The following is a 20,441-nucleotide window of genomic DNA, read 5'->3' on the forward strand; positions in this document are numbered from 1 at the left end:
GTGGCGGCGCATCATGACCGACGCCTACTTCGAAGCCGCGGTCTTGGTATCCATGTTGACGACCTGGACGCGGCGGTTAAGCGGATCGGCCGGATTGGCGGCGTCCTTCAGCTTGGTCTTGCCGTAGCCGACGGCGACGAGGTCCTGGCCGACGAGGCCGTACTTCTCGACCAGATAGCGCTTGATGGTGTCGGCGCGCCGCTCGGAAAGATCCTGGTTGAAGCCGTCGCTGCCGATACCGTCGGTGTGGCCGGCGACGACGAAGGTCGAGCCCTTCAGGTTCGGATCCGACAGCGCCTTGCCAAGCTCCTGAACAGCCTGCATCGAGCCCTTGCTGATCTCGGCGGAGTTGTAGTCGAACTGGATCTCGAGATCGATCTTCGGCTTGCTTGCGGCCAGTTCCGCGATTTGCTCGCGCTCGCCGAGCGACAGCGAGCGCGTCTTGCGGTTCCGGACGCTGTCGAGCAGCGCGGCCTGCTTGGCCTGCGCCGCGGCATCGACCGGCTGGGCCGTCTGCGGTCCGACGGTGATGCCGCGCGTGACCGACTTGGGCTTCAGCGCGTTCAGGATCTGGTCCGCAGTCACGGCCTCGCCGGCGAAAGCCGCGCCTGCGCTCATCATCAGCACGGCGGAAAACGCCGCCGCCCGGACTGCAAAACGTTCAAAATATGGGGTCATCGTCGTGGTCCTCGGTCGTCATGGCTCATGGCCATTGGATGCTTGGACGATAGAACCGGTTCAAACCCTTGGAATGTGATGGAAGTCACGTCTTTCGCGGCTCGGCGCACCGCGGCGTGAGCGGAGCCGCTGCAAGGTCGTCGCAAAGGCCCCGACGCGCGGCCGGTCTGCGAACAACAAATCGGCCAGATGCGGTTCTACCGGATATCCCTGGCCGGAAAAAAATCGCAAACCCGGGGGGAGCGAGGCGGGCAACAAACGATTTAAGTCAAGAAACGCCAACAGAAAAGCACAGCCGTGTTCAACTCATCACCCAGGCGGGACTACCCCTCTCATCGGGCGGGAAGTCAGGATCACTCGGGATCCTCCGGTTCCATGTCAACCCTGATCGGAGCGGGGATCATTGCGGCGTCCATCCTGCTGTCGACGCTGATCGGCGCCGTGGGCAACCGCTATGTCGGGCTGGAAAGCCCGTCCGAGGATACGGCATGGCTGGTCGATCGGCTGACCGGTCGCGTCTACAAGTGCCGTGCGCCGGACGCCGGCCGCGCCAGCTGCAAGTCGGAGATCGCCACCGGCAGCATCCCGGAGAGGGCGAAACAATAGGTTCCATACCGGGATCTCGCACAGCGATTGCCGTTGCGGGAGGCTGGTCGAATCTCGCACCATCTCGCGGCCATGTCCGCCGCTCCCCTCGCCCTGTCCAAGACCGAAGCAATCCGCCTGTGGCTGCGCGCCCAGCGCCTCGACGGCGAAGCGCCGTTCGGGGCCGGCTCCGAGGCCGTCACCGCAGCGGTCGCGCATCTCGGCTATGTGCAGATCGACACCATCAACGTGATCGAGCGCTGCCATCATCACATCCTGTTCAGCCGCATCCCGGCCTATCGCCGCGCCGATCTCAGGCAGGCGCAGAGCGCGGACAAGACCGTCTTCGAATATTGGACGCACGCGCTGTCCTACGTGCCTGTGCAGGACTTCCGCTATTTCGTGCCGGCGATGCGCCGCTATCGCCGCGTAGGACATCGCTGGCTCACGACGGTGAAGCCTGAGGACACCCGCAAGGTGATGCGGCTGATCCGCCAGGGCGGCGCGCTCACGATCCGCGACATCGACGATGACGAGCTGCGCGAGAAGGACCATGCCTGGGCCAGCCGCAAGCCGTCGAAGCGCGCGCTTCAGCTTGGGTTCTACGAGGGCGTCCTCACAGTCGCCGGCCGCGACGGCATGCTCAAGACCTACGATCTCACGACCCGGCATTTCGGCTGGGACAGACTGCCGAAGGGCGCCACCGAGCGCGAGATCGCCGCCTATCTGCTCGACCGGGGCTTGCGCGCGCAAGGCGTCGTCAGCCTCGACTCGCTGTGCCATCTCAATGCGCCGCGAAAGGCCGACGTGCGGAAGGTGATCGAAGCCCGGGTCCGGCGCGGCGAGTTGCGGCCGGTGGCGCTGGAGGGCGCGGCCAAGCAGGAGCATTGGGCCACGCCAGCGGCATTGGACGAGCGGATCGAGATCAGCCCGGAGCGGGTGCATATCCTGTCGCCGTTCGATCCCCTCATCATCCAGCGCAAGCGGACGCAGGCGATCTTCGGCTATGACCATCGGTTCGAGGCCTATGTGCCGAAGGACAAGCGACTGTTCGGCTATTTCGCGCTGCCCGTGCTGGTCGGCGAGGAGATCGTCGCGGCGATCGATCTGAAGACCGACCGGCAGAACGGCAAGCTGCTGATGCAGAAATGGAGCTGGGTCGGTCCGGGCAAGGCGGCACGCGGCGATCAGCGCAAGGCGCTGAAGCGGATCATCGAGGACGAGCTGCACCGGTTCCAGCGGTTTCAGCTCGGCGACTGACAGGTCAGAAGATTCATACAGCACCTCTTGATTTGGAAACGATCATTTCCTAAATAGATCACATGATGAAGTCGCAAACAAATCTATCCGAGCGGCGCGGGCCGGGCCGTCCGCGCGAGTTCGATATGGACACCGCCCTGGGCAAGGCGCTGGTGGTCTTCAGCGAGCGTGGTTATCACGCGGCGTCCCTGGCTGAATTGCGCGCCGCCATGAAGCTTGCCACCGGCAGTCTCTACAAGGCGTTCGCGGACAAGCGCGCGATCTTCCTGGCGACGCTCGATTACTACATCGCCCGCCGCGACCGGCAGTTGCGCGAGCGGCTCGACGCGCAGGCGAGCGGCCGCTCCAAGCTGGAGGCGCTGCTGCAGTTCTACGCCGAATCCGCCAGCGACAGCGAAGGCCGGCGCGGCTGCCTCGTGGTCACCAGCGCGACCGAGCTCGCTACCCTGGATGCGGAGGCCGCAGCCAAGGTACGCGCGGCGTTGCGCCGGGTCGAGACCCTGCTGCGCGACCTGCTCAGGCTGGGCCAGGCCGACGGATCGATCCGCAAAGAGCTGGACCCCGACGCCGTCGCGGGCGCTCTTTTCTGCATCATCCAGGGCTTGCGGGTGGTCGGGAAAACGGGGCGGCCAAAGAGCGAGATGACAAGCATCTCGAAGCAAGCCGCGTCCATGTTCACGTGACGCCGTGTCAAAATAGGAAACGAATGTTCTATAATTTGGAGAATGAACCATGAGCGAGTTGACGGACACCCTCTATGACCAAACGCCGTCGCAGCTGGTCGCGGCGGAGCGGTTCGGTCGCGCCGATCTATCGCAAACCGGACTCACCCATCGCTTCGCGACGGTGGACGGCGTTCGGCTGCACTATGTTAGCAGCGGCCCCGCGGATGGCGAGGTCGTGGTGCTGCTCGCCGGCTTTCCCCAGAGCTGGTTTGCCTGGCGCAAGGTCATGCCGCTGCTCGCGAAGCGCTATCGGATCATTGCGGCCGAGTTCCCCGGCCAGGGCGACTCGGACCGGCCGGCGGACGGCTACGACACCCAGACGCTGGCAACGGCCGTACATCGCCTGCTGCAGCAGCTCGACATCACCCGCTATCATCTGGTTGGCCACGACATCGGTGCGTGGGTGGCCTATCCTCATGCCGCGCTGTTCGGCGACGAGGTCCTAAGCCTTGCGTTGCTCGACGCGGGAATTCCCGGTGTCACCCTGCCGGAGACGCTGCCGTTCACGCCGGACCGGGCGTGGCGCACCTGGCATTTCGCCTTCCACGCCGTCGCGGATCTTCCGGAGATGCTGCTTCAGGGCCGCGAACGCGACTATATCGCCTGGTTCCTGCGCCGGAAGAGCGCCAACCCCGACGTCTTCTCCGAAAGCGATCTCGATGAATATGCCCGCGTGCTGACCAAGGCCGGCGGTCTGCGCGCCGGGCTCGCTTATTATCGTGCTGCGGCCCAGTCGGCACGTCAGAACCGCGAGAGGAAGGAAAAGGGCAAGTTGAAGCGGCCGGTGCTGGCCATCGGTGCCGACCAGGGATCGGTCGTCGACATGGCCGCGCCGCTCAGGGAGGTCGCCGATCACGTCGAGGGCCTCACCATCGCCGCGTGCGGGCACTACATTCCGGAGGAGCAGCCGGCCGTTCTGGCGGAGGAGTTGCTGGCGTTCTTCAGCCGCGTGAGTGCCGTGTCGATCTGATGTCTCAGACGACATCGCGTCTTGTGTCAGGCAGCTTATCCCATGCAGCGCTGACGCATTGCAGTTTGCGCCTGTCTATTTCCACGTCGTCATGGCCGGGCTTGTCCCGGCCATCCACGTCATCCGGCATGCTGAGACGGACATGGATGCCCGGGACAAGCCAGGAAAAGCCCGGCCATGACGGAGTCACAAATGGCAGCACTGAGGCCCTCAGGACTCCGCGTCTCGATGCGATCGTGCGGCTACTTCGGGGGAAGCCGAAGCGCAATCCGATCGATCGCCATGCCGACCAAGATGCCGACCGCATAGGCCACGATGTTCCACAGCGAGAAGATCCGCCCGAGCAGCAGCGCGCCGGCCAGCGTGAGGCGGAAGCTGTCCAGCCAGGGCGTGTGGATCAGCCTTGAGGCTTCGACCGCGACGGCAACGGCGAGCGCGAGCCCGCCGATCCGCCGCCAGGACAGCAGCGGCAGCAGCGCCACCAGCAGCATGTACACCATGGTTGCCCAAAGCGCGGAACCGCCATATTTCACAATGAAGGCGGAGAGGCCGAGGCTCAGGCCGTAGAAGCGCAACGCGAGCCCGAGTGCGATCACGGTCAGCGCCGCTACGAGCGCCGGCGCGGCGCGGCGGCGCCTACTCAGTCCCGTCGTCATGGGCCACACGCCAAGGACCACTTGCCTCAACTCATCCCTGTGAGCATGCGTCGCGGCTCAAAGCCGGGACGGCAGCGGAATTTATCGGTTTCAAAGCGTCTCATTCTCCGTTCTCTTCCCGGACAAGCTGTGACACGCGCACGCGCGCGGCGCCGATCCGGACCCCTACGCCGCGGCCGATGTGAGTTGCGACAAAGCTAATCACCAGAGTGCCTCGAACCCCTCCCTGGGGGTATGGGTCCCGGCGTTCGCCGGGACGAATGCGTCGGGGCGGCTCAAACAATCGGGCCATGAGGCGTCATGCGCATGCCGCGCCCCGGCGTTGCGCGGACGAACTGTGGGATGTCGGGTTTTCCGATTGACTTGCCATCACCGATGCTCAACACCCGCCTCAACTACCAATCCTGCAATGCTCCCCGGGAGGAGATCAATGAGTCCGTCCACCACCGTTCCGGCCGCGCCTGGCCGCTCCGACATCGAGGCTGCAACCATCCGCGCCATCTCCTGGCGGCTGATTCCGTTTCTGGTGCTTGCCTATTTCTTCTCCTATCTCGACCGCGTCAATCTCGGCTTCGCCGCGCTGACGATGAACGCCGAGCTGAAATTCTCGCCGCTTGTGTTCGCCTGGGGCGCCGGCATTTTCTTCATCGGCTATTTCATCTTCGAGGTGCCGAGCAATCTTGCCCTGGAGAAGTTCGGCGCCAGCCGCTGGATCGCGCGCATCATGGTGACCTGGGGCATCATCTCGGCGTTGATGGCGCTGGTGTCGGGGCCGTGGAGCTTCTACGCGCTGCGCTTCCTGCTCGGTGTCGCCGAGGCCGGTTTCTTTCCCGGCATCATCCTCTATCTGACCTATTGGTATCCGGCGCAGTATCGCGCGCGCTTTCTCGCCGCCTTCGCGGTGGCGGTGCCGATCTCCACCGTGATCGGCGCGCCGGTCTCAGGCCTGCTGCTCGGCATGCACGGCCTGATGGGGCTGCAGGGCTGGCAGTGGCTGTTCATCATCGAGGGCATCCCCTCGATCATCCTGGGCGTCGTCACCTGGTTCTATCTGACCGACCGGCCGGAGCATGCGACCTGGCTCGCGCCAGAGCAGAAGGCCTGGCTCGCCGCCAAGCTCGAGGCCGAGACCGCGGCGAAGCAGGCCGCGGGACACATGACGCTCGGCGAGGCGCTGTCGTCGCCGAAGGTGATCGTGCTCAGCCTGATCTATTTCGGCTTCGTCGGCGCGCTCTATGGCATGCAGTTCTGGCTGCCGCAGATCGTCAAGGCGTTCGGCCTCAGCAACACCCAGACCGGCTTCGTCACCGCGATTCCCTATGCGTTCGGCACCGTCGCGATGATCCTGTGGGCGCGGCATTCCGATGCGACGCGCGAGCGCGTCGTGCATGTCGGCGCGCCGCTGATCCTGATCGCGGTGGCGCTTGCTGCGTCGAGCCAGATCGGCGATCCGACCTTGACGATGGTGGCGCTGACATTCGCGGCGATCGGCGTGTTCTGCGTGTTCGGCGTGTTCTGGACGTTGCCGACGGCGTGGCTGTCCGGCACGGCCGCCGCCGGTGCCATCGCGCTGATCAACTCGATCGGCAATCTCGCCGGCTTCGGCGGGCCCTATCTGGTCGGCTGGATCAAGGATACGACCGGCTCCACCACGCACGGCCTGCTCGCGCTGTCGGTGCTGCCGCTGATCGCGGGTCTCCTGGTGTTCTTCGGCGGCCATGAGAGCAAGGCGGAGTTCGCCGGCCAGGCACCGGCGGAGTGAGCGCGGTGATCCGCAGTTGCGGTGCCCAGCGTGGTTGCTGGACCTGCTCATGTCATTCCGGGGCGGTCGCACCAGCGAGCTAACCCGGAATCTCGAGATGAGGTACGCCGGCGCCAACCAAGCTCGGAATTTCGGGTTCGACCGCTGGCGCGGTCGCCCCGGAATGACAGCGTGGGGCGGGCGGACTGCCGCGCGCCGAGAGAATCCCTGCTTCTCCCCGACCCCTGCGGCAACTTGTCTTAACGCTCACGAAGTCATGATCGCTGACGATTATTGACAATCGTCAGTCGACAATCGACACTCTCTCGCAATCGCAGCGAGGGGTGTCCCATGTTGATCCGCCTGATTTTCGCGAGCTATTCCAAGCTTTTGACCGGCATCGCGCTGGCGACCATGGCTGCCGCCCTGGCCGGTTGCAACGAAACAGTCGCCCAAAAGGTCGAGCCGGTCCGGCCGGTTCTGGTCGCATCCGTTCATTACGAGGCCGAGACGCCGGAGCGCAGCTTCGTTGGCACGATCCGGCCGCGCATCGAGGCGGACATCGGCTTCCGCGTCGCCGGCAAGGTGGCCAAGCGCCTCGTCGAGGTCGGCCAGACCATCGAGGTCGGCCAGCCGCTCGCCACCCTGGATGAGGTCGACCTGAAGCTGCAGGCCGAGCAGGCCGAGGCGGAATTCCGCGCCGCCACTGGCGTGCTCGCGCAGGCCTCCGCCGCCGAGACCCGCGCCAAGGAATTGCGTGCCAAGGGCTGGACCACCGACGCGCAGATGGATCAGGCCAAGGCCTCCGCCGACGAGGCCCGCGCGCGGCTCAATCGCGCCGAGCGCTCGGTCGAGCTGACGCGCAATTCGTTGTCCTACGCGACGCTGGTGTCGGACGCGCGCGGCGTCGTCACGGCGAGCATGATCGAGCCCGGCGTCGTCGTCGCCGCCGGCCAGGCCGCCATCCGCGTCGCGCGCTTCGCTGAAAAGGAGGCGGTGGTCGCCATCCCCGAGACCTTGCTCGATCGTGCCAAGAACGGCTCAGCGACGGTGTCGCTGTGGTCGGAGGCGGGCAAGACCTACACGGCGCGGCTGCGCGAGATCGCTCCGGCCGCCGATCCGGCGACGCGCACCTATCTCGCAAAGTTCTCGCTGCCGGATGCGAATGACAGCGTCTCGCTCGGCATGACCGCGACGCTCACCTTGTCCGATCCGGCGACCATGCGCGTCGCGCGGCTGCCGCTGTCGGCGCTGTTCAACGACGGCCGCGATCCCTCGCTCTACGTCGTCAACGACAAGGGCGAGGTGACGCTGAAGCCGGTCAAGGTGAAGGCCTATGACAGCAAGGACGTGCTGATCGTCTCAGGCGTCGACGAGGGCGAGAAGGTGGTCGCCCTCGGCGTGCAGAAGATCGACCCCGCGCAGAAGGTGCGCGTGGTCTCCGCGCTGACGTTCTGAGGGTCTCAAGGTTTGATGTCTTGGGGCTTTAACGGCCTGGCGGACTTTCAACCCTCACCCTGAGGAGCCCGCCGCAGGCGGTCGTCTCGAAGGGCGAGGCCCGAATGTGGGCTCATGGTTCGAGAAGCGCCGCAAGAGGCGGCGCTCCTCACCATGAGGGTCAAAGGCTGAGGGCGGCGCTGAACTGAACGCTGAACTGAACATGAGCCGCGCGCTCATGACGAGAAATAAGACCCTCATCCCGAGCGAGACGCGAACCGTCTCGCAGGATGAGGTCACCGAAGCCTGAAGCGACTGGGTCCTCATCGGGGAGCGTGCCATGAAGCGGTTCAATCTGTCGGCCTGGGCGGTCAGTCATCCGCCGCTGGTGCTGTTCCTGATCGTAGCTCTCGGCCTGTTCGGGTTCATCTCCTATGAGCGGCTCGGGCGCGCCGAGGATCCGTTCTTCACGGTCAAGGTTGTCAACGTGTCGGTGATGTGGCCCGGCGCCACCTCGCAGGAGATGCAGAGCCAGGTCGCCGATCCCCTGGAAAAGAAATTGCAGGAGCTGCCCTTCTTCGAGAAGGTGCAGACCTATTCGAAGCCCGCCTTCACTGCGATGCAGGTGACCTTCCGCGACTCTACCCCGCCGAAGGACGTGCCGTATCTGTTCTATCTCCTGCGCAAGAAGCTCGCGGACGCGCAGCCCTCGCTGCCCTCGGGCGTGCTCGGGCCGTTCGTCAATGACGAGTTCTCCGACGTCGATTCCATCCTGTTCATGATGACCGGCGACGGTGCAGACTATGCGCAGCTGAAGAAGGTGGCCGAAGGCCTGCGCCAGCGCCTGTTGAAGGTCAACGGCGTCACCAAGGTCAACCTCTACGGCACACAGGACGAGCGCATCTATGTCGAGTTCAGCCATGCCAAGCTGGCGACGCTCGGCATCACGCCGCAGGCGCTGTTCGACTCGCTCGCCAAGCAGAACAATGTGACGCCGGCCGGCACAGTCGAGACCTCGTCGCAGCGCGTTCCGTTGCGCGTCACCGGCGCGCTGGATGGCGCCAAGGCGGTGGCGGAGACGCCGGTCGAGAGCAATGGCCGCGTGTTCCGGCTCGGCGATATCGCCACCGTTACCCATGGCTTCGTCGATCCGCCGACCTACAAGGTGCATCAGGAGGGCAAGCCGGCGCTCGGCATCGGCGTGGTCACCGCCAAGGGCGCCAACATCCTCGAGCTCGGCAAGGACGTTCACGCCGCCTCGGATGATTTCATGAAGGCCGTGCCGCAGGGCATCGAGCTGACCCAGATCGCCGACCAGCCCAAGGTGGTCGAGCGCGCCGTCGGCGAGTTCGTGCACTCCTTCGTCGAGGCGCTGGTCATCGTGCTGTTCGTGTCGTTCCTGGCGTTGGGCTGGCGCACAGGTATCGTGGTGGCGCTGTCGGTGCCGCTGGTGCTCGGCATCGTCTTCATCGCGATGAGCGCGCTGGGCGTTGACCTGCATCGTATTTCTCTTGGCGCGCTCATCATCGCGCTTGGCCTGCTGGTCGACGATGCGATCATCGCCGTCGAGATGATGGTGGTGAAGATGGAGCAGGGCTGGGACCGCGTCCGCGCGGCGTCCTATGCCTGGGAGTCGACCGCGTTTCCGATGCTGACCGGCACGCTGGTCACCGCGGCGGGCTTTCTGCCGATCGGCTTCGCCAATTCGGCGGTCGGCGAATACACCGGCAGCATCTTCTGGATCGTCGCCATCGCTCTGGTCGCGTCCTGGTTCGTCGCCGTGATCTTCACACCCTATATCGGCGTGAAGCTCTTGCCAGACATCAAAGTGCAGCACGGCCATGACGAGCACGCCGTCTACAACACGCGGATGTATCGCGGCCTGCGCGCCGTGGTGCGCTGGTGCGTGACGCATCGCATTACCACGGTGGCCGCGACCGTCGGCGTGTTCGCGGCCTCGATCGTCGCCTTCGGTCATGTCCAGCAGCAGTTCTTCCCGCTGTCGGAGCGGCCGGAGCTGTTCCTGCAGTTGCGTCTGCCGGAGGGCACCGCCTTCAACGTCACCGAGAAGGCTGCGCGCAAGGCCGAGGCGCTGCTCAAGGACGACAAGGACATCGAGACCTTCACCTCCTATGTCGGCCAGGGCTCGCCGCGGTTCTGGCTCGGCCTGTCGCCCCAGCTGCCGAACGAGGCGTTCGCCGAGATCGTCATCGTCGCCAAGGACGTCGCCGCGCGCGAGCGCATCAAGGCGCGGATCGAGACGGCGGCCGCCAATGGCGAGATCAACGAGGCGCGGGTGCGTGTCGACCGCTTCAATTTCGGCCCGCCGGTCGGCTTCCCCGTGCAGTTTCGCGTGATCGGCCCCGATACAGCTCAGGTGCGCGAGATCGCGCGCCAGGTCCGCGACATCGTTCGCCAGAACCCGAACGTCAGGGACCCGCAGCTCGACTGGAACGAGCAGTCGCCTTACCTCAAGCTCGTCGTCGACCAGGACCGCGCCCGCGCGCTCGGCCTGACCCCGCAGGACGTCTCGCAGTCGCTGGCCATGCTGATCTCCGGCGTGCAGGTGACGACGATCCGCGACGGCATCGAGAAGGTCGGCGTCATCGCCCGTGCGGTGCCATCCGAGCGGCTCGATCTCGCGGGGGTCGGCGACCTCACCATCACCTCGCGCAACGGCGTCGCCGTGCCGCTGCAGCAGATCGCCAAGATCGAATATGCCCATGAGGAGCCGATCCTGTGGCGGCGCAACCGCGACATGGCGATCACCGTGCGCGCCGACGTGGCAGACGGCGTGCAGGCCCCCGACGTCACCAACCAGATCCTGCCGAAGCTCGCCGACATCAAGGCGAAGCTCGATCCGGCCTACCGCATCGAAATGGGCGGCGCGATCGAGGAATCGGCCAAGGGCAATGCCTCGATCTTCGCGCTGTTCCCGCTGATGGCGATCGTGATGCTGACCTTGCTGATGATCCAGCTGCAGAGCTTCTCGCGGCTGTTGCTGGTGTTCCTGACGGCGCCGCTCGGCATCATCGGCGCCTCGCTCGGCCTCAACGTCGCCAATGCGCCGTTCGGCTTCGTGGCGCTGCTCGGACTGATCGCGCTCGCCGGCATGATCATGCGCAACACGGTGATCCTGGTCGATCAGATCGAGCACGATGTCGCCTCCGGCCTGACCCGGCGCGAAGCCATCATCGAGGCCACGGTGCGCCGCGCAAGACCGGTGGTGCTGACGGCGCTGGCGGCGATCCTGGCCATGATCCCGCTGTCGCGCTCGGCGTTCTGGGGGCCGATGGCGATCACCATCATGGGCGGTTTGTTTGTTGCAACCTTCCTGACGCTGCTGTACTTGCCGGGATTGTATGCCCTATGGTTCCGCAAGAGCCTGGATGAACGCGGGGCAGCTGCGCAGGATCATTCTGCAGCGCAGCACGTTGATGGACCGGCACCGGCCCTTCCGCTCGCCGAGGCCGCCGAATGAAGGGCGAACAAGATCGCAGGCATGATGACGCTGGTCTCCGAACACATCGAACCTGATACGCGCGAACGCATCCTCGTCGTCGCGGAGCGTCTGTTTCGGCAGATCGGCTACCAGAAGACCACCGTGGCCGACATCGCCAAGGAGCTCCGCATGAGCCCGGCGAACGTCTACCGGTTCTTCGAGTCGAAGAAGGCGATCCACCAGGGCGTCGCCCGCGAGCTGATGGGCCAGGTCGAGGCGGCGGCGATCGCGATCGCCGAGCGCGGCGGCCCGGCCGTGCCGCGGCTGCGCGAGCTGCTCGGCACCATCCATCGCATGAACACCGAGCGCTATGTCGGCGACAACAAGCTTCACGAGATGGTCGCCGTCGCGATGGAGGAGAGCTGGGAGGTCTGCGAGGCGCACATGATGCTGATCACCGAGATCATCGGCCGCGTGATCGGGCAGGGCGCCGCGTCCGGCGAGTTCGCTGTCAGTGACATCGTGCTGGCCACGAAATGCGCAACGACGGCGATGATGCGCTTCTTCCATCCGCAGATGATCGCGCAATGCGCGACCAAGCCTGGCCCGACCGTGGGCGAGATGATCGATTTCGTTCTGGCGGGGCTTGGTTCCCGGGGCGGCACGGTCTAGGTTGCAGTCATTCCGGGGTGATGCGAAGCATCGAGCCCGGAATCTCGATATTCCGGGTTCGCCTCTCTCGAACAAAATGGCTCCGCCATTTTGTCGCGCGAGGCGCTCCGGAATGACTGTACCCAGGGGGACCACGGCGTGACCGAACGCGACCTGCACTTCTACGAACCGAAGAACGGCCACGGCCTCAAGCACGATCCCTTCAACGCCATCATCGCGCCGCGTCCGATCGGCTGGATCTCGTCGCGCGATCCGGACGGCCACGTCAATCTCGCGCCCTACAGCTTCTTCAACGCCTTCAACTACACGCCGCCGATCATCGGTTTCTCCTCCACGCAGTGGAAGGACTCGGCCGCCAACATCAAGGACACCGGAGAGTTCGTCTGGAACCTGGTGACCCGCGACCTCGCGACCCAGATGAACGCGACCGCCGCGCATGTCGCGCGCGATGTCGACGAGTTCAAGCTCGCCGGTGTCACGCCGGTGCCCTGCAAGCACGTCAACGTGCCGCGCGTCGGTGAAAGCCCGGTAGCGTTCGAATGCAAGGTCACGCAGATCATCCAGCTGCAGGGCGCCGACGGCAGGAAGGCGCAGGCCTGGCTGACGCTCGGCGAGGTCGTCGCCGTGCATATCGACAAGACGCTGATCAAGGATGGCGTCTATCAGACCGCGCTGGCGCACCCGATCGTTCGCGCCGGCCGCCGCGGCGACTATTTCGAGATCAAGGCCGAAGACATGTTCGAGATGATCAGGCCGGACTGACCGCCGATCATCGCGACGGCCCAGCCGGCTTCATGGAGACCACCTGACGTGAGCGAAACGACCGCCCCTGCCGCGCCGACCGAGCCGCGCGGCGATCTCTGCATCCGCACCTTGGCGATGCCGGCCGACACCAATGCCAATGGCGATATCTTCGGCGGCTGGCTGCTGAGCCAGATGGACGTCGGCGGCGGCGTCTTCGCGGCCAAGGTCGCCAAGTCGCGCACGGTGACGGTCGCGATCGAGGCGATGAACTTCCGCAAGGCGGTCTATGTCGGCGATCTCGTCTCGGTTTACGCGCATCTCGTGCGCATCGGCCGCACCTCGATGACCGTGCGCCTCGAGGCATGGGTGGTGCGCCGGCGCGAGGAGCAGCCGATCCTGGTCACCGACGGCAACTTCACCTACGTCTCGATCGACGATGACGGACGACCGCAGCCGATCAAGCGCGACGGCGCGATCACGACGTGACTGACGGCGACGTCGCTTGAGACAAGGTTAACGAGTCCTCAGCGAACGGAGCGTGTGTCGCGTACGGCCGGCCAGGTTGATTCGGCGATGGTCGCGGGGCCGTCCGCGCGTGCGCTGCAGCCAACATAACATCAGCACAATTTACTGTTGCCATGGCGACTGCGCATCGGATTGGCTGCGGCTCCTGACCCGGAACAATCGTCATGGAGTGCGGTTATAAGCCCCGGAATAAACGACGGGATTCGCAATGTCCGACACCTATATCATCGAAGTCGGCTCGCAGGCGGCGGGGATCGTGGTTCGCGACCGCGGCGGCTTCCGCTTCTTCGCGGCATCGCACCGCTTCAATGCCCTCGAGGGCCAGGTGTTTCGCAACGCCCGCGAGGCCGAGCGGGCGGCGCTGCGAATCGTATCCAGCGAGTTGAAGGCCGCGGCTTAATCTGTTGGCCATGTCCGCCATTCGCCGGCGGACGCATGCGGAGCCGTGCAAGCGCAAACCAGGTGATTGCTGCACTGCGCTCCGTGTCCGCTGATTGACCGTTGACGTGATCAGCATCACCATGGTGCAGCTCGTTTCGAAAGCTTGCCCATGGCCGTTCTCTCTCAACGTCAGACCGACATCCTCAACATCGCCCGCGCCTCCGGCCGCGTCATGGTGGAGGATCTGGCGCGCCGGTTCGAAGTGTCGGCGCAGACGATCCGCAAGGATCTCAATGACCTCTGCGAGCAGCGCGCGCTGACGCGCATCCATGGCGGCGCCATCATCGCCTCGGGCGTCGAGAACCTCGCTTACGAGGCGCGGCGCTTCGTCGCCGCCGACGAGAAGAAGGCGATCGGGGCGATCGCGGCGGCGCGGATTCCGAACGGGTCTTCGCTCTTCATCAACATCGGCACGACCACCGAGGAAGTGGCCAGCGCGCTGACATCGCACCAGGATCTGCTCGTCATCACCAACAATCTCAACGTCGCGATGCTGCTCTATCCGCATCCGCGAATCGAGGTGATCGTGGCCGGCGGCACGGTGCGGCGCTCGGACGGCGGCGTGGTCGGCTCGACGGCGACGCAACTGATCGGCCAGTTCAAGGTCGACTACGCGATCATCGGCGCCTCGGCGATCGACGAGGAGGGCGCGCTGCTCGACTTCGACTATCGCGAGGTGCAGGTCGCCCAGGCGATCATCGCCAATGCCCGCAGCGTGATGCTGGTGGCCGATTCCACCAAGCTCCACCGCAGCGCGCCGGTCCGCATCGCCCATCTCAGCCAGATCCAGACCTTCGTCACCGACCGGCCGCTGCCTGACGGCCTCGCCAGCCTGTGCGAGAGCCGGGGCATCGAAGTTGTCTCGGCAATGCCCGCCGACGAGGCGGAGGAGGTCGCCGAGGCAAACGAAAGCGCCTCGCCCTCCGTGCTCCGCCGCGCCTGACCGCTCGCCATCCCTGCAGGCTGTTTGATCCCGGTTTGGGCAGGTTTTGCCCAATCTGGGGCCATCCTGCGAAATTCGATTTGCTTTCGCTTTCGTTTGTGTTTAACTCGAAACCGAAAGTGAAATCGCCGATCGGAAGGCGATTGTCGGGGGAAGCGTCGGGTGGAGCGGATCTACGATCTCGCCATTGTCGGAGGCGGCGTGAACGGCTGCGGCATCGCGCGCGATGCGGCCGGACGCGGAAATTCCGTTTTTCTCTGCGAAATGAACGATCTTGCGAGCGGAACCTCGTCATGGTCGACGAAGCTCGTTCACGGCGGCCTGCGCTATCTCGAATATTACGAGTTCCGGCTGGTTCGCGAGGCGCTGATCGAGCGCGAGATCCTGTGGCAGATCGCGCCCCACATCATCCGTCCCTTGCGCTTCGTCTTGCCGCATCATTCCGGATTGCGGCCGGCTTGGCTGCTCCGCTTGGGCCTGTTCCTGTATGACCATCTCGGCGGCCGCAAGCTGCTGCCGCCGACACGCTCGGTCAATCTGCGCAGCGACGAGGTCGGCCGGCCCCTGATCGCCGGGCGCTACAGCAGCGGATTCGAATATTCCGATTGCTTCGTCGATGATGCGCGCCTCGTGGTGCTGACCGCGCGCGATGCCGCCGACCGCGGCGCAGTGATCCGCACGCGCACCCGCGCCACCGAGATCCGCCAGGACGGCAGCGTCTGGCTGGTCACGACGGAGAATATCCAGAACGGCGAGCGCGAGACCATCAAGGCGCGCGCGCTGGTCAATGCCGCCGGTCCCTGGGTCGAGCAGGTGCTGTCGACCGGCGCCGGCGTCAATGCGAAGGCGAAGGTGCGGCTGGTGCAGGGCTCGCACATCGTGGTGCGCAAGCTCTACGACCACGACCGCGCCTACATCTTCCAGAACGCCGATGGCCGCATCATCTTTGCGATCCCCTATCAGCAGGATTTCACGCTGATCGGCACCACCGATCGCGACTACCAGGGCGATCCGGCCAAGGTGAAGGCGACCGACGAGGAGATCGCCTATCTCTGCGCCGCGCTCGGCGAATATATCGCCAAGCCGGTCACGCCGGCCGACGTGGTGTGGAGCTATTCCGGCGTGCGGCCGCTCTATGACGACGGCGCCAGCGAGGCCAAGGCGGCTACGCGCGATTACGTGTTCGAGCTCGATACGCCCGGCGGCCTGCCGCTGCTGTCGATCTATGGCGGCAAGATCACCACCTATCGGCGGCTGTCGGAGGAGGCCTTGGAGCGCCTCGCGCCCTATCTGAAAGGGACGCAGGCGGAGGAGGGCTGGACCGGCAAATCGTCGCTGCCCGGCGGCGACATGAATGTGCAGGCGATCGACGCTCTCATCACTGATCTCCGCAGGACCTGTCCGTTTCTATCAGATGCACATGCGAAGCGCATCGCACATGCCTATGGCACGCGGGCGAAGGCCATGCTCGCGGGTGCGACATCTTCGGCCGATCTCGGCCAGGATTTTGGTGGCACCTTGACGGAGCGCGAAGTCAGGTACCTGATGACGAACGAGTGGGCGTTGACGGCCGAGGACATTGTGTGGCGGCGATCGAAGCTGGGGTTGCGGATGTCGGCGGCTGAGATCGCCGCGCTCGATGCGTGGATCACGGCCAACCGCGAGCGCTCCACCGTGATGGCGCGCGAAGCGGGAGGACGCGCATGAGCGTCACGCTCGATCACGTCTCGCGAATCGTCGACGGCGTCACCACGATTCGCGACGTCTCGCTGACTTTGCAGCGCGGCACGCTGAGCGTGCTGCTCGGCCCGACCTTGTCAGGCAAGACCTCGATCATGCGGCTGCTCGCCGGCCTCGACAAGCCGACCACCGGCCGCGTGCTGGTCGACGGCAAGGATGTCACCGGCGCCGATGTGCGGCAGCGCTCGGTCGCGATGGTCTATCAGCAGTTCATCAACTACCCCTCGCTCTCGGTCTATGAGAACATCGCCTCGCCGCTGCGCGTGCAGGGCAAGCCGCGCGACGAGATCGAGAAGCGCGTGGCGGAGGCCGCCAGGCTGCTCCGGCTCGAGCCGTATCTGAAGCGCACGCCGCTGCAGCTTTCCGGCGGCCAGCAGCAGCGCACCGCGATCGCGCGGGCGCTGGTGAAGGGCGCCGATCTCGTGCTGCTCGACGAGCCCTTGGCCAATCTCGACTACAAGCTGCGCGAGGAATTGCGCGCCGAGCTGCCGCGCATCTTCGAAGCCTCCGGCGCGATCTTCGTCTACGCCACGACGGAGCCGTCGGAAGCCCTGCTGCTCGGCGGCCGCACGATCTGCATGTGGGAAGGGCAGGCGCTGCAGGTGGGCGACACTACGGCGGTGTACCGGCGCCCTGATACGTTGCGTGTCGGCCAGGTGTTCTCGGATCCCCCGATGAACACGGTCGAGATCCAGAAGCGCGGCAACAGCGTGCATTATGCCGGTGGCGTGGAGGCGGCGGCCGTCGGGCTCTATGCCGATCTGCCCGATGGCAGCTATCGCGTCGGCTTCCGGCCGCACCAGCTGGGTCTTGCCAAAGCTGACGGCAACAAGGCCGACAGCAACCATGGCAGCCACGCCTTTGCGGCCACCGTGTCGGTCACCGAGATCACGGGGTCCGAGAGCTTCGTGCATCTGACCCGCGACGGCATGAACTGGGTCGCGGTGCTGCACGGTGTCCACGACTATGAGCCCGGCGACAGTCTCGAGGCCGTGCTCGATCCCGCCAATGTCTTCGTCTTCGATGCCGGCGACCGTCTGGTCGCGGCACCCGCCGGCCTATAGAGGGAGATGCCGCATGGCCCGCATTGACCTCGTCGACCTCGCCCAGTCCTACCACGGCAACGACGCCGACATCGAAAGCTTCGCGCTGAAGCCGGTGACGATGACCTGGCGACAGGGCGGCGCCTACGCGCTGCTCGGCCCGTCCGGCTGCGGCAAGACCACGCTGCTCAACCTGATCTCCGGGATTCTGACGCCGTCGCGCGGCAAGATCCTGTTCGACGGCACCGATATCACGCAGCGCTCGACGCGCGAGCGCAACATCGCCCAGGTGTTCCAATTCCCCGTCATCTACGACACGATGACGGTGGGCGAAAATCTCGCGTTTCCGCTGAAGAACCGCGGCGTGCCCAAGGCCGAGATCGACAAGCGCGTCGCCGAGATCGCACGTCTCCTGGATCTCACGCCGGACCTCAATCGCAAGGCGACCAGGCTCACGGCCGACGCCAAGCAGAAGATCTCGCTCGGCCGCGGCCTGGTGCGCTCCGACGTCGCCGCCGTCTTGTTCGACGAGCCGCTGACGGTGATCGATCCCGAGCTGAAATGGCAGCTGCGCTCGAAGCTGAAGGCGCTGCATCGCGAGCTCGACCTCACGATGATCTACGTCACCCACGACCAGACCGAGGCGCTGACCTTCGCCGACACCGTCGTCGTCATGCATGACGGCCGCGTCGTGCAGAGCGGCACGCCGGCCGAATTGTTCGACAAGCCGGCGCACACCTTCGTTGGCTACTTCATCGGCTCGCCCGGCATGAACATCCTCTCTGCCGAGGTCAAAGGGCGCGAGGCCCGCATCGCCGGCCACACCCTTTCGCTCGCGCGCAGCTACGATGCGCTGCCCGCCGGCGCCCGAATCGAGATCGGCGTACGGCCGGAATTCGTCGATATCGCGCAGCCCGGCCCGGGCCTGCTCGACGCCAACATCGAGCGGGTCGACGATCTCGGCCGCATCCGCTTCGCGCGCGTCCGCGTCGGCGACGCCAAGTTCGCCGCGCGCCTGCCGGCCGGCTTCTCGCCAGCAGGCTCGGCCGTCGGGTTGAGGTTCAACCCGGCCAATGTCCACGTCTATGCCGACAGCCGTCTGGTCGAGGGAGCCTGAGTGATGGACAAGACCATCAACAACAAGGCCTGGTTCCTGGTGCTGCCGGTGTTCCTGCTAGTCGCGTTCTCGGCGATTCTGCCGTTGATGACGGTGGTGAACTATTCGATGCAGGACACCTTCGGCAACAACCAGTTCTTCTGGAACGGCGTCGGCTGGTTCAAGGAGCTGCTCGATCCCTCGACCGATCTCGGCGGCCGCTTCCTGGCCTCGCTCGGTCGCAACCTGATCTTCTCGCTCGCGATCCTCGCCATCGAGGTGCCGCTCGGCATCGTCGTCGCGCTGTCGATGCCGCGGGCCGGATGGACGGTGGCGTTCTGCCTCGTCGTGCTGGCGCTGCCGCTGCTCATTCCATGGAATGTGGTAGGTACCATCTGGCAGATCTTCGGCCGTTCCGACATCGGCCTGCTCGGCTACGTGCTCAACGCCGTCGGGGTCGACTACAACTACGTCTCCAACGACGCCGATGCCTGGTTCACCGTCATCGTCATGGATGTCTGGCATTGGACCAGCCTAGTGGCGCTGCTGTGCTATGCCGGCCTGAAGTCGATTCCCGACGCCTACTATCAGGCGGCGCAGATCGATGGCGCCTCGCGCTGGGCGGTGTTCACCGCGATCCAGCTGCCGAAGATGCACCGCGTGCTCCTCATCGCCGTGCTGCTGCGCTTCATGGACAGCTTCATGATCTACACCGAGCCGTTTGTCGTGACTGGGGGCGGCCCGGGCAATTCGACGACCTTCATCTCGATCGAGCTGGTCAAGATCGCGCTCGGCCAGTTCGATCTCGGCAAGGCAGCGGCGTTGTCGCTGGTCTACAATCTGATCATCCTGATCGTCTGCTGGGTGTTCTACACTATCATGACCAATGCCGGCGCCGAGCGCCGGCCGGTGGAAGGGGGCGCGTGATGAACACTATTCCGGGCCGCCGGGTCATCATATCGCTGTTCCTGGTCTTCCTGCTGTTGCCGATCTACTGGCTCGTCAACATGAGCTTCAAGACGAACAACGAGATCGTCACGACGATGACGCTCTGGCCGCATCAGCCGACGCTGGCCAACTACATGCGCATCTTTACCGACGAGAGCTGGTATTCCGGCTACATCAATTCGTTGAAATATGTCGTCATCAACACGGTGATCTCGATTCTGGTGGCGCTGCCGGCGGCCTACGCGTTCTCGCGCTACCGCTTCCTCGGCGACAAGCACCTGTTCTTCTGGCTCTTGTCCAACCGCATGGCGCCAGCCGCGGTCTATGCGCTGCCGTTCTTCAACCTGTATTCGGCGATCGGCCTGTTCGATACGCCCTGGGCGGTGGCGCTGGCGCATTGCATCTTCAACATTCCACTCGCGGTGTGGATTCTGGAAGGCTTCGTGTCGTCGGTGCCGCGCGAGATCGACGAGACGGCATTCCTCGACGGCTATTCGTTCCCGCGCTTCTTCGTGAAGATTCTGGTGCCGCTAATCGCGAGCGGTATCGGCGTCGCCGCGTTCTTCTGTTTCATGTTCTCCTGGGTCGAGCTCCTGCTCGCGCGCACGCTGACCTCCGTCAACGCCAAGCCGATCTCGGCGGTGATGACCCGCACGGTGTCGGCCGCGGGTATGGATTGGGGGCTTCTGGCCGCCGCCGGCGTGCTGACCATCATCCCCGGCGCGCTCGTCATCTGGTTCGTCCGCAACTACATCGCGCGCGGCTTCGCGCTGGGGCGGGTGTGATGATGATGTC

General features: G+C 65.1%; 19 protein-coding genes. 17 read left to right on the forward strand and 2 right to left on the reverse strand.

Annotated elements, in window-relative coordinates; genetic code table 11:
* Positions 1–24 precede the first annotated feature (24 nt).
* Positions 25–678, reverse strand: coding sequence for an OmpA family protein (locus BRADO_RS08900; protein WP_041756263.1), 654 nt, complete (start codon positions 676–678; stop codon positions 25–27).
* A 375-nt stretch (positions 679–1,053) separates the two neighbouring features.
* Here BRADO_RS08900 and BRADO_RS08905 point away from each other — a divergent pair, with 375 nt between their 5' ends.
* The 4 genes from BRADO_RS08905 to BRADO_RS08920 all read left to right on the forward strand — a co-directional run bounded on the left by BRADO_RS08905 (position 1,054) and on the right by BRADO_RS08920 (position 4,218).
* Positions 1,054–1,284 carry a hypothetical protein gene (locus BRADO_RS08905; RefSeq protein ID WP_011924989.1) on the forward strand — a complete coding sequence of 77 codons (231 nt, stop codon included), beginning with the start codon at positions 1,054–1,056 and terminating at the stop codon, positions 1,282–1,284.
* A 72-nt stretch (positions 1,285–1,356) separates the two neighbouring features.
* On the forward strand, positions 1,357–2,523 hold the full coding sequence (locus tag BRADO_RS08910) for a winged helix-turn-helix domain-containing protein (RefSeq protein WP_041756264.1): 1,167 nt from the start codon (positions 1,357–1,359) through the stop codon (positions 2,521–2,523).
* 125 nt (positions 2,524–2,648) lie between these two features.
* On the forward strand, positions 2,649–3,206 hold the full coding sequence (locus tag BRADO_RS08915) for a TetR/AcrR family transcriptional regulator (RefSeq protein WP_011924991.1): 558 nt from the start codon (positions 2,649–2,651) through the stop codon (positions 3,204–3,206).
* 49 nt (positions 3,207–3,255) lie between these two features.
* A complete protein-coding gene (locus BRADO_RS08920; RefSeq protein ID WP_011924992.1) occupies positions 3,256–4,218 on the forward strand; it encodes an alpha/beta fold hydrolase in 963 nt (320 codons plus the stop codon).
* Positions 4,219–4,460: 242 nt separating this feature from the next.
* Here BRADO_RS08920 and BRADO_RS08925 read toward each other — a convergent pair whose 3' ends face one another.
* The gene (locus tag BRADO_RS08925; protein ID WP_011924993.1) at positions 4,461–4,874 is read right to left on the reverse strand and encodes a DUF2809 domain-containing protein; all 414 of its coding nucleotides are present in this window, start codon (positions 4,872–4,874) and stop codon (positions 4,461–4,463) included.
* A 430-nt stretch (positions 4,875–5,304) separates the two neighbouring features.
* Between BRADO_RS08925 and BRADO_RS08930 the strand changes: the two genes are divergently transcribed.
* The 13 genes from BRADO_RS08930 (at position 5,305) to BRADO_RS08990 (ending at position 20,431) form a co-directional block, all read left to right on the forward strand.
* A complete protein-coding gene (locus BRADO_RS08930; RefSeq protein ID WP_011924994.1) occupies positions 5,305–6,636 on the forward strand; it encodes an MFS transporter in 1,332 nt (443 codons plus the stop codon).
* Positions 6,637–6,966: 330 nt separating this feature from the next.
* Positions 6,967–8,073: an efflux RND transporter periplasmic adaptor subunit gene (locus BRADO_RS08935; RefSeq protein WP_041756266.1), complete on the forward strand. Its 1,107-nt coding sequence runs from the start codon at positions 6,967–6,969 to the stop codon at positions 8,071–8,073.
* Between the two features lie 319 nt (positions 8,074–8,392).
* Positions 8,393–11,533 carry an efflux RND transporter permease subunit gene (locus BRADO_RS08940; RefSeq protein ID WP_011924996.1) on the forward strand — a complete coding sequence of 1,047 codons (3,141 nt, stop codon included), beginning with the start codon at positions 8,393–8,395 and terminating at the stop codon, positions 11,531–11,533.
* 24 nt (positions 11,534–11,557) lie between these two features.
* Complete coding sequence (locus BRADO_RS08945; protein WP_041757384.1) at positions 11,558–12,166, forward strand: TetR/AcrR family transcriptional regulator; 609 nt, start codon at positions 11,558–11,560, stop codon at positions 12,164–12,166.
* Positions 12,167–12,304: 138 nt separating this feature from the next.
* The gene (locus BRADO_RS08950; RefSeq protein ID WP_011924998.1) at positions 12,305–12,928 is read left to right on the forward strand and encodes a flavin reductase family protein; all 624 of its coding nucleotides are present in this window, start codon (positions 12,305–12,307) and stop codon (positions 12,926–12,928) included.
* Between the two features lie 48 nt (positions 12,929–12,976).
* The gene (locus BRADO_RS08955; RefSeq protein ID WP_011924999.1) at positions 12,977–13,396 is read left to right on the forward strand and encodes an acyl-CoA thioesterase; all 420 of its coding nucleotides are present in this window, start codon (positions 12,977–12,979) and stop codon (positions 13,394–13,396) included.
* A gap of 247 nt (positions 13,397–13,643) precedes the next feature.
* On the forward strand, positions 13,644–13,835 hold the full coding sequence (locus BRADO_RS08960) for a hypothetical protein (RefSeq protein WP_011925000.1): 192 nt from the start codon (positions 13,644–13,646) through the stop codon (positions 13,833–13,835).
* Between the two features lie 150 nt (positions 13,836–13,985).
* The gene (locus BRADO_RS08965; RefSeq protein ID WP_011925001.1) at positions 13,986–14,819 is read left to right on the forward strand and encodes a DeoR/GlpR family DNA-binding transcription regulator; all 834 of its coding nucleotides are present in this window, start codon (positions 13,986–13,988) and stop codon (positions 14,817–14,819) included.
* Positions 14,820–14,981: 162 nt separating this feature from the next.
* Positions 14,982–16,526, forward strand: coding sequence for a glycerol-3-phosphate dehydrogenase (gene glpD, locus BRADO_RS08970; protein WP_011925002.1), 1,545 nt, complete (start codon positions 14,982–14,984; stop codon positions 16,524–16,526).
* Positions 16,523–17,623 carry an ABC transporter ATP-binding protein gene (locus BRADO_RS08975; RefSeq protein WP_011925003.1) on the forward strand — a complete coding sequence of 367 codons (1,101 nt, stop codon included), beginning with the start codon at positions 16,523–16,525 and terminating at the stop codon, positions 17,621–17,623. The genes glpD and BRADO_RS08975 overlap by 4 nt, the downstream gene beginning before the upstream one ends.
* A 13-nt stretch (positions 17,624–17,636) precedes the next feature.
* A complete protein-coding gene (locus BRADO_RS08980; RefSeq protein ID WP_011925004.1) occupies positions 17,637–18,719 on the forward strand; it encodes an ABC transporter ATP-binding protein in 1,083 nt (360 codons plus the stop codon).
* 3 nt (positions 18,720–18,722) lie between these two features.
* Positions 18,723–19,625, forward strand: coding sequence for a carbohydrate ABC transporter permease (locus tag BRADO_RS08985; protein ID WP_041756267.1), 903 nt, complete (start codon positions 18,723–18,725; stop codon positions 19,623–19,625).
* The gene (locus tag BRADO_RS08990; protein ID WP_011925006.1) at positions 19,625–20,431 is read left to right on the forward strand and encodes a carbohydrate ABC transporter permease; all 807 of its coding nucleotides are present in this window, start codon (positions 19,625–19,627) and stop codon (positions 20,429–20,431) included. Before BRADO_RS08985 ends, BRADO_RS08990 begins: the two co-directional genes overlap by 1 nt.
* Positions 20,432–20,441: the final 10 nt, after the last annotated feature.

Source organism: Bradyrhizobium sp. ORS 278 (genome assembly GCF_000026145.1).
In the GTDB taxonomy this organism is placed as follows: domain Bacteria; phylum Pseudomonadota; class Alphaproteobacteria; order Rhizobiales; family Xanthobacteraceae; genus Bradyrhizobium.

Coding starts and splice junctions, on each gene's coding strand:
- BRADO_RS08965 (WP_011925001.1), top strand. CDS start 13,986: ATGGCCGTTCTCTCTCAACGTCAGACCGACATCCTCAACATCGCCCGC.
- BRADO_RS08975 (WP_011925003.1), top strand. CDS start 16,523: ATGAGCGTCACGCTCGATCACGTCTCGCGAATCGTCGACGGCGTCACC.
- BRADO_RS08960 (WP_011925000.1), top strand. CDS start 13,644: ATGTCCGACACCTATATCATCGAAGTCGGCTCGCAGGCGGCGGGGATC.
- BRADO_RS08910 (WP_041756264.1), top strand. CDS start 1,357: ATGTCCGCCGCTCCCCTCGCCCTGTCCAAGACCGAAGCAATCCGCCTG.
- BRADO_RS08920 (WP_011924992.1), top strand. CDS start 3,256: ATGAGCGAGTTGACGGACACCCTCTATGACCAAACGCCGTCGCAGCTG.
- BRADO_RS08990 (WP_011925006.1), top strand. CDS start 19,625: ATGAACACTATTCCGGGCCGCCGGGTCATCATATCGCTGTTCCTGGTC.
- BRADO_RS08925 (WP_011924993.1), bottom strand. CDS start 4,874: ATGACGACGGGACTGAGTAGGCGCCGCCGCGCCGCGCCGGCGCTCGTA.
- BRADO_RS08985 (WP_041756267.1), top strand. CDS start 18,723: ATGGACAAGACCATCAACAACAAGGCCTGGTTCCTGGTGCTGCCGGTG.
- BRADO_RS08980 (WP_011925004.1), top strand. CDS start 17,637: ATGGCCCGCATTGACCTCGTCGACCTCGCCCAGTCCTACCACGGCAAC.
- BRADO_RS08915 (WP_011924991.1), top strand. CDS start 2,649: ATGGACACCGCCCTGGGCAAGGCGCTGGTGGTCTTCAGCGAGCGTGGT.
- BRADO_RS08930 (WP_011924994.1), top strand. CDS start 5,305: ATGAGTCCGTCCACCACCGTTCCGGCCGCGCCTGGCCGCTCCGACATC.
- BRADO_RS08940 (WP_011924996.1), top strand. CDS start 8,393: ATGAAGCGGTTCAATCTGTCGGCCTGGGCGGTCAGTCATCCGCCGCTG.
- BRADO_RS08945 (WP_041757384.1), top strand. CDS start 11,558: ATGACGCTGGTCTCCGAACACATCGAACCTGATACGCGCGAACGCATC.
- BRADO_RS08905 (WP_011924989.1), top strand. CDS start 1,054: ATGTCAACCCTGATCGGAGCGGGGATCATTGCGGCGTCCATCCTGCTG.
- BRADO_RS08900 (WP_041756263.1), bottom strand. CDS start 678: ATGACCCCATATTTTGAACGTTTTGCAGTCCGGGCGGCGGCGTTTTCC.
- BRADO_RS08935 (WP_041756266.1), top strand. CDS start 6,967: ATGTTGATCCGCCTGATTTTCGCGAGCTATTCCAAGCTTTTGACCGGC.